Below are 13,340 nucleotides of genomic sequence, written 5' to 3'. Positions count from 1 at the left end.
GAAGGCCCCGGCCCTGCGTGGTGGTTCGCGTCGTCAGGCCTGCGTGGCCGCGGCCCAGCGCTCGAGCGTTCGTGCTGCCGCCCCGGAGTCGACCGACTCGGCCGCCCGGGCGATCCCGGCCGCGATCCGTTCGGTCAGCGGACCGCCCGCGCCCTCCAGCGCCACCAGCGCGGCCGCCGAGTTGAGCAGCACCGCGTCACGCACCGGGCCGGTCTCGCCCGCCAGCAGCCGGCGGGCGACGTCGGCGTTGTAGGCGGCGTCCGCGCCCCGCAGCGCCTCGATCGGCACCAGTTCGATGCCGACGTCGCGCGGGTCGAAGGACTCCCGCTCGACCTTCCCGTCCCGCACCACCCACACCTGGGAGGTGGCCGTGACGGTGAGCTCGTCCAGCCCGTCGTCGCCCCGGAACACCAGCGCGGAGGAGCCGCGGCGGGCCAGCACGCCCGCGATCAGACCGGCCATCCGGGTGTCGAAGCACCCCACGGCGGAGGCGCCCACCCGGGCCGGGTTGGTCAGCGGGCCGAGGATGTTGAAGGAGGTCGGGATGCCCAGGTCGCGGCGGGCCGGGGCGGCGAACCGCATCGCGGGGTGGAACTTCGCGGCGAAGCAGAAGGTGATCCCGGTTTCCTCGGCGACCTCCGCCACCCGGCCAGCGGGCAGGTCGAGGTTGATGCCGAGCTTCTCCAGGACGTCGGAGGCACCGCTGGCGCTGCTGGCCGCCCGGTTGCCGTGCTTGACGACCTTCGCGCCCGTGCCGGCGATCACGATGGCGGACATCGTGGAGATGTTCACCGTCCTGGCACGGTCGCCGCCGGTGCCGACGATGTCCACGGCGGGGCCGGGGATGTGCAGCGGCTCCGCGTGCGCGTACATCGACTCGACGAGGCCGGTGACCTCCTCGACCGTCTCCCCCTTGGCCCGCAGGGCCACCATGAAGCCGGCTACCTGGGCGTCCGAGGCCTCGCCGCTCATGATCCGGTCCATCGCCCACGCCGCTTCGGCCGCCGTGAGGTCCTTGCCGTTCAGCAGCGCGCCCAGGACGTCGGGCCAGGAGCCGCCCGCCACGGATGCGCCTCCGGCGGGGTTCACAACGCTCATGGTCCACTCCATGGGGGTCTGACGTGCGGCGGGAAACCTTCGGCTCCAGCCTATCGGCGCGGGGGAACGGGAAAGGGCCCCGTCCATCGGATGGACGGGACCCTGCCCGGTGGCACAGCTTCAGTGATCAGTGGTGACCGTGGCCGCTCGTGATCTCCTCGTACTCCTCGACGGTGGGCTTGTCGATCTGCGTTCCCTCGCCGTAGTAGCCGCGGGACAGCTTCGCGCGCAGCTTCGCCGTGGGGCCGACCTTCTTCTCCACGCCGTTCTCGTCGACCTCGGGGCCGACTTCGAGCGGCTTGGGCTGCTCGTGCTGGGTGAGCTTGAACAGCGCGCCCTGCTCCAGCGGCTCGTGGATCTCGATGAACTCACCGTGCGGGAGCCGCTTGATGATGCCGGTCTCGCGACCGTGCAGCACCTTGTCCCGGTCGCGCCGCTGCAGACCCAGGCAGATCCGCTTGGTGACGAAGAAGACCAGCACCGGCAGCACGAAGAACGAGACCCGGACCACCCAGGTGATCGCGTTGATCGACAGATGGAAGCGGGTGGCGAAGAGGTCGTTGCCGCCACCGACGAGCAGGATCAGGTAGAGGCTGATCCAGGCGGCGCCGATGCCCGTGCGGACGGGACGGTTGCGCGGCCGGTCGAGCAGGTGGTGCTCGCGCTTGTCACCGGTGACCCAGGACTCCAGGAACGGGTAGACGCCCATGAAGCCCAGGACCAGCGGGAAGATCACCAGCGGGATGAACACGCCCAGGACGAGTGTGTGACCCGCGAAGTTGATCTCCCAGCCCGGCATGATGCGGATCAGGCCCTCGGAGAAGCCCATGTACCAGTCGGGCTGGGCGTCGGTGGACACCTGGTCCGGCCGGTAGGGGCCGTACGCCCACACCGGGTTGACGGAGACCAGCGCGGACATGGCCGCGATGACACCGAAGACCACGAAGAAGAAGCCGCCCGCCTTGGCCGTGTAGACCGGGAAGAACGGCATGCCCACGACGTTCTTCTCCGACTTGCCCGGTCCGGCCCACTGCGTGTGCTTGTGGTAGAAGACCAGGATCAGGTGGGCCACCAGCAGGCCCGCCATGATGCCGGGGATCAGCAGCACGTGGATCGTGTAGAACCGCGGCACGATGTCGGTGCCGGGGAACTCACCGCCGAAGAGGAAGAACGAGAGGTACGTGCCGACGATCGGCACGGACAGGACCGCGCCCTCCATGAAGCGGATACCGGTGCCCGACAGCAGGTCGTCCGGCAGCGAGTAGCCCATGAAGCCGTCGAACATGCCGAGGAACAGCAGCAGGAAGCCGAAGACCCAGTTGATCTCGCGCGGCTTGCGGAACGCACCGGTGAAGAAGATGCGCATCATGTGCACGAGCATCGCGGCCACGAAGACGATGGCCGCCCAGTGGTGGATCTGCCGGACGAGCAGACCGCCGCGCACGTCGAAGCTGATGTGCAGGGTCGACGCGTACGCCTCGGACATCTTGATGCCCTGCAGCGGCGCGTAGGAGCCGTCGTAGACGACCTCGTTCATCGCCGGGTGGAAGAACAGCGTCAGGTAGACGCCGGTCAGGATGACGATGATGAAGCTGTAGAGGGAGATCTCGCCCAGCATGAAGGACCAGTGGTCCGGGAAGATCTTCCGCAGGTTGGCCTTGCTCAGGCTGTAGATGCCCAGCCGGCCGTCGGCCCAGTCGGCGACGCGTTCGCCGGCGGGCGCCTTTCCGCGCGGCTTCGCGCTCGCGCTCGTGTTGGTGCTCATCCACGCTCCCAAAAGGCCGGGCCCACGGGCTCTTCGAAGTCGCCCAGAGCCTCGAGGTAACCCTCGCCGTTCACGCTGATGTGCAGCTGCGGCAGGGCGTGACCGGCGGGGCCGAAGATCACCCGGGCACCGTCGGACAGGTCGAACGTCGACTGGTGGCAGGGGCAGAGCACGTGGTGCGTCTGCTGCTCGTAGAGGCTGATCGGGCAGCCGACGTGGGTGCAGATCTTGGAGAACGCCAGGATGCCCTGGTGCGCCCAGTCGCGGGACTTCTTGTCCTTGATGTCGTTCGGCTGGATGCGGACGATCATCAGGGCCGCCTTGGCGACCTGCTCCTGGTAGTCGTGCTGCTCCTCCTCCAGGCCCTCGGGCACGGCGAAGGTCAGCGAGCCCACGGCGACGTCCTCGGGACGCAGCGGCTTGTTGGTGTTCTGGTTGATCAGCAGCCTGCCCTTGGACCACAGCGTGTGGCGGAGCTTGTCCTCCGGCAGCGGGCCGAGGTCGCGCAGCAGGAACACCCCGGAGAGCGGCACCAGGGTCAGCGCGCCGAGCATGGTGTTGCGGATCAGCTTGCGGCGGCCGATCTGGCTCTCACCGGCGCCCGTGGCGAAGTCCGCCATGACCTTGGCCCGGACCTCGGGGCTCGCCGCGATCGGGTGGCGGTCGTCGGCGACCTCGACGTCCGACATCAGCGTGCGGGCCCAGTGGACCGCGCCGGCGCCGATGGCGAAGAGCGAGACGCCCAGGGTCATGCCCAGCGCGAAGTTCAGCGCGCTGATGTGGCCCAGCGGCCAGATGTAGACGATCTTGTCGATCGGGATGACCACGAAGCTGGCGATGAAGCCCAGCGTGGCGAGCATCGACACGGTGAACAGGAACGCCACCGTGCGCTCGGAGGACCTCGCGGCCTTCTCGTCGATGTCCTGGCGGCGCGGCTGGTGAGCCGGGAAGCCCGGGTCCGCGAACGGGTTCTCCGCGGTCGCGACCTGGCCGCCGCCCTCGTGTGCCGGCCTGTCCGGCAGGTTCTCTTCTGACATGTCCTGACTCATGACTTCTTCGCCTTGGTGGTGTGGGCCGCGAGCCAAATGGCGCAGGCGATCAGGGCCCCGAGGCCGAAGATCCAGCCGAAGAGACCCTCGGTGACCGGGCCGAGGCTGCCCAGCGACATGCCGCCGGGGCTCGGCGCGCCCTCGCCGTTGACGGCGTCGAGGTACGCGATGATCTCCCGCTTGTTCTCCTCCGGCATCGTCGTGTCGGGGAAGGACGGCATGTTCTGCGGGCCGGTCAGCATGGCCTCGTACAGGTGCTTGTTGCTCACGCCCTCGAGCGTGGGCGCGTACTTGCCGTGCGTCAGCGCGCCGCCCTTGCCCTGGTAGTTGTGGCACTGGGCGCAGTTGGTGCGGAACAGCTCCCCGCCGCGCGCGGCGTCGGCGCCGGCCGGGTCGTACTGCTCCTCGGTGGGCGTGACCGGGCCGGGGCCCAGCGAGGCGATGTACGCCGCGAGCTGGTCGATCTGCTTCTGCGTGTAGATGACCTTCTTGCGCGGCACCTGGGCGCCGGGCTGCTGGGCCGGCATGCGGCCGGTGCCGACCTGGAAGTCCACGGCCGCGGAGCCGACGCCGACGAGGCTGGGGCCGTCACTGCCGCCCTGCCCCGACGTACCGTGGCAGCTGGAGCAGCCGACGGTGTACAGCTTCTTGCCCTCTTCGATGGCGAGGGACTGGGAGCTGTCGTCCGCCTGAGCCTTGGGCGCCGGCGCGAGCGCGGCGTACAGCCCCCCGATGGCCGTGAGCGCGACAAGTAGGACGACAAGCGCCGCCAGCGGGTGGCGCCGTCGTGCGGAGAGCTTTTTCACGGATTACCCCGGTGTCAGGATCTCTTGCGTCGATGTTCTGGATGTCGTGACCGTCAGCGCGACTCGCGCGCGGGTCCGACTACTTGATCAGGTAGATCGTGGCGAAGAGGCCGATCCAGACGACATCGACGAAGTGCCAGTAGTAGGACACGACGATGGCCGCGGTGGCCTGCTCGTGGGTGAACCGCCGTGCCGCGTAGGTCCGTCCCAGGACCAGCAGGAAGGCGATGAGACCACCTGTCACGTGCAGACCGTGGAATCCGGTGGTCAGGTAGAACACCGAACCGTACGGGTCGGAGGAGAGCGAGAGGCCGTCCTCCTTGACCAGGTTGGTGTACTCGAAGATCTGACCGCCGATGAAGATCGCGCCCATGACGAAGGTCACGATGAACCACGAGCGCAGCTTCTTCACATCGCCGCGCTCGGCGGCGAACACACCCATCTGGCAGGTGAAGGAGGAGAGCACGAGGATCGTGGTGTTCGTCGCCGAGAACGGGATGTCCAGGACGTCGGCGTGCGCCTTCCAGTACTCGGCACCCGTGACCGAGCGAAGGGTGAAGTACATCGCGAAGAGGGCCGCGAAGAACATCAGCTCGGAACTCAGCCAGATGATGGTTCCGACGCTGGTGAGGTTCGGCCGGTTGACCGACGGGTGCGCGTGCCCGGTTTCTACTGCTGTTGCTGTCGCCACGACCGACATTATGTCGGTCCCTTATCTCGCGCTCACTCCGGGGGGTGCCATTCGGTGTGTCAAGGCCCTTGAGGTAGGGAAAGGCGTCGCCCGAAGGAGCTAACCCTCCTCGAAGCACCGTGCTCGGGAGTAAGGTTCGGCCACAGGCAGGCGACTCCACGAGGGCGAGGAGGCACGGATGCAGACGACCGCGACGGTGCTGGTCTACAGCGACGACAGGAACACCCGGGAACAGGTCCGTCTGGCCGTCGGCCGCCGCCCTGCGAGCGATCTGCCGCCGGTCGAGTACCTGGAGTGCGCGACCCTCCCGGCGGTCCTCAGCGCCCTGGAGAGCGGCGGCATCGACGCGTGCGTGTTCGACGGCGAGGCCGTCCCGGCCGGCGGCATGGGAGTGTGCCGCCAGGTGAAGGACGAGATCTTCCGCTGCCCGCCGGTGCTGGTGCTCATCGGGCGTCCCCAGGACGCCTGGCTGGCCAGTTGGAGCCGGGCCGACGCGGCGGTGACCCACCCCGTCGACCCGGTCGCGCTCAACGACGCCCTGGCGGGGCTGCTGAGGCAGCGGCTGGCCGTCGACGCCTAGCCTCACATCTCGGGCTGCAGACGGGCCTCAGGGGCGTCGGTACGGTCGGCCACGGCCGGGTCGGCGCCCTTGCGCGCTCCCGTCGCACTGCCCTTGCGCCACTCGCTCCAGGACAGGTTCCAGTCGCCGAAGCCGTTGCCGAAGGCGGGCATGTCCTCGCCGAGGCTGTGGACGACCGAGACGACGTCGCCGACCCGCACGTTGTCGAAGAACCAGTGGGCGTTGGCGGTGCTCATGCCGACGCAGCCGTGGCTGACGTTGGCGATTCCCTGCGAGCCCACCGACCAGGGCGCGGCGTGCACGTACTCCCCGCTCCAGGTGACACGGGTGGCCCACTGCACGGGCAGGTCGTAGGAGTCGGAACTGCCCGAGGCGATGCCGACGGTCTCGCTGCGCATCCGTACGTTGGCCTCCTGACCCAGCACCACCTTGATGCCGTTGCGGGTCGAGAACCCGGGCTTGCCGGTGGTCACCGGGATGGTGCGGACGAGCTTGCCGTTGCGCTTGAAGGTCATGGTGTGCGTGGCCGCGTCGGTGACGGCCTCGACGCGGTCGCCGGTGCGCAGCGTCAGCGGCTTGACGTCGCCTCCGTAGAGCGAGCCCTTGATGTGCACCTTGTCCAGGGTGCTGCGGACGTCGATACGGGCGTGTGCGGGCCAGTAGGTCTTGGGGCGGTAGTGCAGGGTCTTGTCGTCGACCCAGTACCAGGCGCCCTCGTCGGCCGCCGGTGAGGCGTTGACGTGCAGGTTGCGCTCGACCACGCTCCGGCCGAGGGTGTCCTTCACGGCGGCGCTGAGTTCGGCGGTGATGGGCTGGCCGACGCCGTAGGTGCCGCTCTCCGGGCCGAAGGTGACCTTCAGGTGGCGCTTGGTACCCGTGGTGTCGACGGAGAGCGTCTTGCGGCCCTGGCGGCCCTTTCCGTCCTCGGTGGTCACCTTGACGACGTAGTGCGCCGCCGCGGAGAGCTTGGAGGTGCTGCGCCAGCGCTTGCCGTCCCCGGACAGCTTGCCGCTCACGTACCGCCCCGAACCGTCGGAGGCCGTCACGTCGGTGATGCGGTGGCCTTCACCCTTGACGGTGATTTCCAGCGGCTTCTTGGGGTCGGCCTTCTTCGACCCGGCGGCTCCTCCGGTCCACACGACCTGGCCGGCGGCGTCGTAGGGGGCTTTGGCGAGGGGATCGCCGCCGCCCGAACAGGAGGCCAGCGGCGCGGAGAGTGTCACTGCAGCGATCGCGGTCGCCATGCGGCGCGGAGAAAAGTGACCCATGGTCACCACGCTAAGCAGAGACGATCTCGGGCGCCCGTCGAGCGCGTGCGAACGGGCGATGGCCCGGACCCCCTGCCGGGGGTCCGGGCCATCGCCGTGCGGTGCGTGGGCGCCGGGCGCTCACTGGGTGCGGTTCTCACCCCGGTAGTACTCGAAGACCCAGCCCCACAGGCCGACGATGATGAACGGCGAGGCGAAGTAGATCAGCCACCAGCCGAAGATGATGCCCAGGAAGGCCATGGCACCACCGAAGGCCAGCAGGAGCGGCTGCCAGCTGTGCGGGCTGAAGAAGCCCAGTTCGCCGGAGTCGTCCGCGACGTCCGCGTCCTCGCGGTCCTGCGCACCGGTGTCGGCACGCCGGGCGGTGAAGGCCAGGTAGAAACCGACCATCACGGCGAGGCCGAAGGAGAGGAAGAGCGCCGTGGTGCCGACCGGCTCCTTGGACCACAGGCCGTAGACGACGGCCATGCCCAGGAAGAAGACGGACAGCCACAGGAACAGCTTGCCCTGGAACTTCACTTGCCGCTCTCCTTCTCGTCGCCGCCGGAGACGGCCGGAGCCGCGCCGACGTTCTCCAGCTGGTCCAGAGCGGCCATCTCCGGGTGGTGGAGGTCGAAGGCCGGGGATTCGGACCGGATGCGCGGCAGCGTGAGGAAGTTGTGCCGCGGCGGCGGGCAGGAGGTCGCCCATTCCAGCGAGCGGCCGTAACCCCACGGGTCGTCGACCTCGACCGGCTTGCCGTACTTCGCCGTCTTCCACACGTTGTAGACGAACGGCAGCATCGACAGGCCCAGCAGGAAGGAGCTGATGGTCGAGATGGTGTTCAGCGTGGTGAAGCCGTCGGCGTTCAGGTAGTCCGCGTACCGGCGGGGCATGCCCTCGGCACCCAGCCAGTGCTGGACGAGGAAGGTGCCGTGGAAGCCGATGAACAGCGTCCAGAAGGTGATCTTGCCCAAGCGCTCGTCGAGCATCTTGCCGGTGAACTTCGGCCACCAGAAGTGGAAGCCGGAGAACATCGCGAAGACGACGGTTCCGAAGACGACGTAGTGGAAGTGCGCCACCACGAAGTACGAGTCGGAGACGTGGAAGTCCAGCGGGGGCGAGGCCAGGATGACGCCGGTCAGACCACCGAAGGTGAAGGTGATCAGGAAGCCGATCGCCCAGAGCATCGGTGTCTCGAAGCTCAGTGAGCCCTTCCACATGGTGCCGATCCAGTTGAAGAACTTCACACCGGTCGGTACCGCGATCAGGAAGGTCATGAAGGAGAAGAACGGCAGCAGCACACCACCGGTGACGTACATGTGGTGGGCCCACACCGTCGCCGAGAGGCCGGCGATGGAGATCGTCGCCGCGATGAGGCTGACGTAGCCGAACATCGGCTTCCGGGAGAAGACCGGGATGACCTCACTGATGATGCCGAAGAACGGCAAGGCGATGATGTACACCTCTGGGTGCCCGAAGAACCAGAACAGGTGTTGCCAGAGCAATGCGCCGCCGTTGGCGGCGTCGAACACATGCGCCCCGAACTTGCGGTCGGCCTCCAGGGCCAGCAGCGCGGCGGCCAGCACCGGGAAGGCGAAGAGCACCAGCACACCGGTGAGCAGCACGTTCCAGGTGAAGATCGGCATGCGGAACATCGTCATGCCGGGGGCGCGCATGCAGATGATCGTGGTGATGAAGTTGACCGAGCCGAGGATCGTACCGAAGCCGGAGAACGCCAGACCCATGATCCACAGGTCGCTGCCGATGCCCGGCGAGCGGACCGCGTCGGTCAGCGGGGAGTAGGCGAACCAGCCGAAGTCGGCCGCGCCGTTCGGGGTGAGGAAGCCGGCGACGGCGATCAGCGAGCCGAACAGGTAGAGCCAGTAGGCGAACATGTTCAGCCGCGGGAACGCGACGTCGGGCGCGCCGATCTGCAGCGGCATGATCCAGTTCGCGAACCCGGCGAAGAGCGGGGTCGCGAACATCAGCAGCATCACGGTGCCGTGCATCGTGAAGAGCTGGTTGAACTGCTCGTTGGACACCACCTGGGTGCCCGGGCGGGCGAGTTCGGCGCGCATGACGAGCGCCATCACGCCGCCGATGAGGAAGAAGAAGAACGACGTCGCCAGGTAGAGCGTGCCGATCGTCTTGTGGTCCGTGGTGGTCAGCCACTTGACGATGGCGTTGCCGGGCTGCTTCGTGCGGACCGGCAGCTCGTCCGCGTACGCGTCGTCGTGCGCGGCGGCCGCACCGTGGGGTTCGTTGAGAATGCTCACTGGGTCTTGGTCTCCGCGTTCTTGGCGTTGCCGGTGGTGGCAATGCCTGCCGGGACGTAACCGGTCTGGCCCTTCTTCGCCAGGTCCTTCAGGTGCTGCTTGTAGGCCTCCGGGGAGACGACCTTGACGTTGAAGAGCATCCGGGAGTGGTCCACGCCGCACAGCTCGGCGCACTTGCCCACGAAGGTGCCCTCCTTGGTGGGGGTCACCTGGAAGACGTTGGTGTGGCCGGGGATGACGTCCATCTTCATCAGGAAGGGGACCACCCAGAAGGAGTGGATGACGTCACGCGAGGTGAGGACGAACCGGACCGACTCGCCCTTGGGGAGCCACAGGGTCGGGCCCGGGTTGCCGGTGTCCTGGTTCCTGGAGGCGGGCGTCCCGAAGTCGTAGACGCCGTCGGCGCCCGCGGGCGCGTTCAGCTTCTTCGCGGAGATCGAGGAGAGCTCCGCGGGCACCGTGCCGGCCTTCGGCGTCGACGGGTCGCCGTCCACGTCCTCGACGTAGTTGAAGGCCCAGCTCCACTGGAAGCCGACCACGTTGACCACGTGGTCGGGGCGCGCCGAGGTCTCCAGCAGCTTGGACTCGTCCCGGGCGGTGAAGTAGAAGAGCACCGAGATGATGACCAGCGGGACCGTGGTGAAGAGCGCCTCGATCGGCATGTTGTAGCGGACCTGCGGCGGGATCTCCACCTTGGTGCGGCTGCGCCGGTGGAAGATGATGCTCCAGAGGATCAGTCCCCAGACGAGCACGCCGACCGCCAGCGCGGCGGCCCAGGAGCCCTGCCAGAGGGACAGGATCCGGGGTGCCTGCTCCGTGACGGGGCTGGGCATGCCGAGGCGGGGGAAGTCCTCGTATGTGCAACCTGTGGCGGTCGCAAGGACCAGGCCCGCGGCCAGCGCCTGCGGCAGAATCCGCCGCATCGGGCGCCGCGACGAGCGGTCGGAGCCGTAGGGACTCACGTAGCGCCTTCCCGAGAGTCTCGCCCACGCGTCCGGATGCCCGGCCTGTGCTGGTCGGTCGCCCTGGCGCGGGCAGTGGTGTGGATGTTTATGCGGACCAAACCCTACTGGACTCGATTTTGGGGCGCGCGGGGAGGGGGGCCAACGCGCCGGGGCGGCCCCCGAAGGGGTGTCGGGCACCGCCGCGCACCTGCGGAGGGCCCCGGTTCGGGGGCTTTTGACTGGTCCCCAGGAGCTCGGTGGGACGCCGGGGCGTAGCGTGCAGCACGTGCCCTACTTCGACGCCGCGTCCGCCGCACCACTACATCCCGTCGCCCGGCAGGCCCTCCTCGCCGCGCTCGACGAGGGATGGGCCGACCCCTCCCGGCTCTACCGCGAGGGACGCCGCGCCCGGCTGCTCCTGGACGCCGCCCGGGAGGCCGCGGCCGAGGCCGTCGGCTGCCGTCCGGACGAACTCGTTTTCACTCCTTCGGGTACGCGTTCCGTGCACGCGGGGGTGGCCGGGGCGCTCGCCGGCCGGCGCCGGGTCGGCCGGCACGTGGTCGTCTCGGCCGTCGAACACTCCTCGGTGCTGCACGCGGTGGAGGACGCCGACGTCACGGAGGTGGCCACCGACCGCACCGGCCTGGTCGACGCCGGCGCCTTCGGCGCGGCGCTGCGCGAGGACACCGCGCTGGCCTGCCTGCAGTCCGCCAACCACGAGGTCGGCACGGTGCAGCCGGTCGACGCGGCCGCCGAGCTGTGTCGGGCCGCCGGGGTGCCGCTGCTCGTCGACGCCGCCCAGTCACTGGGATGGGGGGCCGTGACGGGCGGCTGGTCGCTGCTGACGGCGAGCGCCCACAAATGGGGCGGGCCGTCCGGGGTGGGCCTGCTGGCGGTCCGCAAGGGCACCCGCTTCGCCGCCCAGGGGCCCACGGACGAAAGGGAGTCGGGGCGCGCGCCCGGCTTCGAGGACCTCCCCGCGATCGTCGCCGCCGCGGCCTCCCTGCGGGCGGTGCGCGCCGAGGCCACCGCGGAGGCGGCACGGCTGTCCGCCCTGGTCGACCGCATCCGCACCGCGGTGCCCGAACTCGTCCCGGACGTCGAGGTGGTGGGCCACCCCGAGCTGAGGCTGCCGAACGTGGTGACCTTCTCCTGCCTCTACGTGGACGGCGAGGCGCTGCTCCACGAACTGGACCGGGAGGGCTTCTCCGTCTCCTCCGGGTCGTCGTGCACGTCCAGCACGCTGACGCCCAGCCATGTGCTGAAGGCGATGGGCGTGCTGTCCGAGGGGAACGTGCGGGTCTCGCTGCCGGCGGGCACGGAGGCGGGCGACGTGGACCGCTTCCTGGAGGTGCTGCCGGGAGTGGTGCGTGGAGTGCGGGAACGGCTCGGCGCGCCGGCGTCCGGGCCCGCGGCGGGGGCCGGGCGGACGGCCGGGGCGCAGGGCGAGGGCGAGGGCGAGCCGGACCTCGTCGTGGACTCGCTCGGCAAGCGGTGTCCGATTCCGGTCATCGAGCTGGCGAAGGTCATCGGGGACGTGCCGATCGGCGGCGTCGTGTCGGTGCTCTCGGACGACGAGGCCGCCCGGCTCGACATCCCGGCGTGGTGCGACATGCGCGAGCAGGAGTACCTCGGGGCGCACGCCGCGCCCCGGGGCACCGCGTACTGGGTGCGCCGCGTCTCCTGACGCCGCCGGGCCGTGGCGCGCCGGGCGTGCCCCGGGGGGCGCAGGCGTACGCGAGCAACCGGCCCGGGCAGCAGGACGGCGGCACCGCGCCTGTGCGGTGCCGCCGTCGTGCCGCCCGGGGGCGCGGGTCAGTGCAGGTGGGCGCGGACCTCCTGGGCGGCGTCGTCGCCGTAGGCCTTGGTGAAGCGGTCCATGAAGTGGGCCCGGCGCAGCTGGTACTCCTGGGTGCCGAGGGTCTCGATGACCAGCGTCGCCAGCATGCAGCCGACCTGCGCCGCCCGCTCGGGGCCGACGCCCCAGGCGAGGCCGGAGAGGAAGCCGGCGCGGAAGGCGTCGCCGACGCCGGTGGGGTCGACCTTGGCGTCCTCCTCCGGGCAGCCCACGACGATCGGCTCCTCGCCGGCCCGCTCGATGCGGACGCCGTGCGAGCCCAGCGTGGTGACGCGGGTGCCGACCCGGCCGAGGATCTCCTCCTCCGTCCAGCCGGTCTTGGACTCGATCAGGCCCTTCTCGTACTCGTTGGAGAAGAGGTAGGCCGCGCCGTCCAGCAGTATCCGGATCTCGTCGCCGTTCATGCGGGCGATCTGCTGCGAGAAGTCCGCCGCCCACGGGATGCCGCGCGATCGGCACTCCTCGGTGTGGCGGAGCATCGCCTCGGGGTCGTCGGCGCCGATGAGCACCAGGTCGAGGCCGCCGACGCGGGCGGCGACCGAGTGCAGCTCGATGAGGCGGGCCTCGCTCATGGCACCGGTGTAGAAGGAGCCGATCTGGTTGTGGTCGGCGTCCGTGGTGCAGACGAAGCGTGCGGTGTGCAGCACCTCGGAGATGCGGACGGAGGCCGTGTCGACGCCGTGCCGGTCGAGCCAGGCGCGGTACTCGTCGAAGTCGGCGCCGGCGGCCCCGACGAGGACGGGCCTGACACCCAGCTGGCCCATCCCGAAGCAGATGTTCGCACCGACGCCACCGCGGCGTACGTCGAGCGTGTCGACCAGGAAGGAGAGGGAGACCGTGTGCAGCTGGTCGGCGACGAGCTGGTCGGCGAATCGGCCGGGGAAGGTCATCAGGTGGTCGGTGGCGATGGAGCCGGTGACTGCGATACGCACGGCTGGGACGCTCCTGCGGAGGCGGACGGCGGACGGTACCTGTCCACGCTACCGGCTGGACCGGTGGGCGCCGACATGGCGAAACTACCTG

The 13,340-nt window shown here is 69.4% G+C and carries 12 protein-coding genes; 2 read left to right on the top strand and 10 right to left on the bottom strand.

The genetic code is table 11. From position 1 onward, the window contains the following. Positions 1-33 precede the first annotated feature (33 nt). From trpD to ctaE, 5 genes are all read right to left on the bottom strand, one after another. Positions 34-1,098 carry an anthranilate phosphoribosyltransferase gene (gene trpD / locus PV342_RS30940; protein ID WP_500319550.1) on the bottom strand — a complete coding sequence of 355 codons (1,065 nt, stop codon included), beginning with the start codon at positions 1,096-1,098 and terminating at the stop codon, positions 34-36. A 127-nt stretch (positions 1,099-1,225) separates the two neighbouring features. Then, positions 1,226-2,863, bottom strand: coding sequence for a cytochrome bc1 complex cytochrome b subunit (gene qcrB / locus PV342_RS30935; protein WP_391577237.1), 1,638 nt, complete (start codon positions 2,861-2,863; stop codon positions 1,226-1,228). Next, a complete protein-coding gene (gene qcrA, locus PV342_RS30930) occupies positions 2,860-3,900 on the bottom strand; it encodes a cytochrome bc1 complex Rieske iron-sulfur subunit (protein ID WP_400809560.1) in 1,041 nt (346 codons plus the stop codon). The genes qcrB and qcrA overlap by 4 nt, the downstream gene beginning before the upstream one ends. An 8-nt stretch (positions 3,901-3,908) precedes the next feature. Continuing rightward, the gene (gene qcrC / locus PV342_RS30925) at positions 3,909-4,718 is read right to left on the bottom strand and encodes a cytochrome bc1 complex diheme cytochrome c subunit (protein ID WP_018557037.1); all 810 of its coding nucleotides are present in this window, start codon (positions 4,716-4,718) and stop codon (positions 3,909-3,911) included. 79 nt (positions 4,719-4,797) lie between these two features. Next, positions 4,798-5,418 (bottom strand): aa3-type cytochrome oxidase subunit III, encoded by a 621-nt coding sequence (gene ctaE / locus PV342_RS30920; protein WP_026250616.1) that lies wholly within the window; start codon positions 5,416-5,418, stop codon positions 4,798-4,800. A gap of 169 nt (positions 5,419-5,587) precedes the next feature. Between ctaE and PV342_RS30915 the strand changes: the two genes are divergently transcribed. Continuing rightward, positions 5,588-5,989, top strand: a complete 402-nt coding sequence (locus PV342_RS30915; RefSeq protein WP_386989135.1) for a hypothetical protein — start codon at positions 5,588-5,590, stop codon at positions 5,987-5,989. Positions 5,990-5,991: 2 nt separating this feature from the next. Here the strand turns inward: PV342_RS30915 and PV342_RS30910 are convergent, their stop codons facing one another. The 4 genes from PV342_RS30910 to ctaC all read right to left on the bottom strand — a co-directional run bounded on the left by PV342_RS30910 (position 5,992) and on the right by ctaC (position 10,477). Further along, a complete protein-coding gene (locus tag PV342_RS30910) occupies positions 5,992-7,257 on the bottom strand; it encodes a L,D-transpeptidase (protein ID WP_400809555.1) in 1,266 nt (421 codons plus the stop codon). 120 nt (positions 7,258-7,377) lie between these two features. Continuing rightward, positions 7,378-7,776, bottom strand: coding sequence for a cytochrome c oxidase subunit 4 (locus PV342_RS30905; RefSeq protein ID WP_400809551.1), 399 nt, complete (start codon positions 7,774-7,776; stop codon positions 7,378-7,380). Then, positions 7,773-9,515: an aa3-type cytochrome oxidase subunit I gene (gene ctaD / locus PV342_RS30900; RefSeq protein WP_361012246.1), complete on the bottom strand. Its 1,743-nt coding sequence runs from the start codon at positions 9,513-9,515 to the stop codon at positions 7,773-7,775. The genes PV342_RS30905 and ctaD overlap by 4 nt, the downstream gene beginning before the upstream one ends. Further along, complete coding sequence (ctaC, locus tag PV342_RS30895) at positions 9,512-10,477, bottom strand: aa3-type cytochrome oxidase subunit II (protein WP_361012244.1); 966 nt, start codon at positions 10,475-10,477, stop codon at positions 9,512-9,514. The genes ctaD and ctaC overlap by 4 nt, the downstream gene beginning before the upstream one ends. 268 nt (positions 10,478-10,745) lie before the next feature. On the opposite strand from ctaC, the gene PV342_RS30890 reads away from it, so the two are divergent. Further along, positions 10,746-12,146, top strand: coding sequence for a cysteine desulfurase/sulfurtransferase TusA family protein (locus PV342_RS30890; RefSeq protein WP_500319545.1), 1,401 nt, complete (start codon positions 10,746-10,748; stop codon positions 12,144-12,146). A gap of 128 nt (positions 12,147-12,274) precedes the next feature. Here the strand turns inward: PV342_RS30890 and PV342_RS30885 are convergent, their stop codons facing one another. After that, a complete protein-coding gene (locus PV342_RS30885; protein WP_018557029.1) occupies positions 12,275-13,249 on the bottom strand; it encodes a carbohydrate kinase family protein in 975 nt (324 codons plus the stop codon). Positions 13,250-13,340 lie beyond the last annotated feature (91 nt).

Origin of the sequence: Streptomyces sp. PA03-3a (assembly GCF_033792735.1) — a bacterium.
Taxonomy (GTDB): Bacteria; Actinomycetota; Actinomycetes; order Streptomycetales; family Streptomycetaceae; genus Actinacidiphila.
The sequence above is the reverse complement of the archived record's forward strand: the minus strand, read 5'-3'. Positions and strand labels throughout refer to the sequence as shown.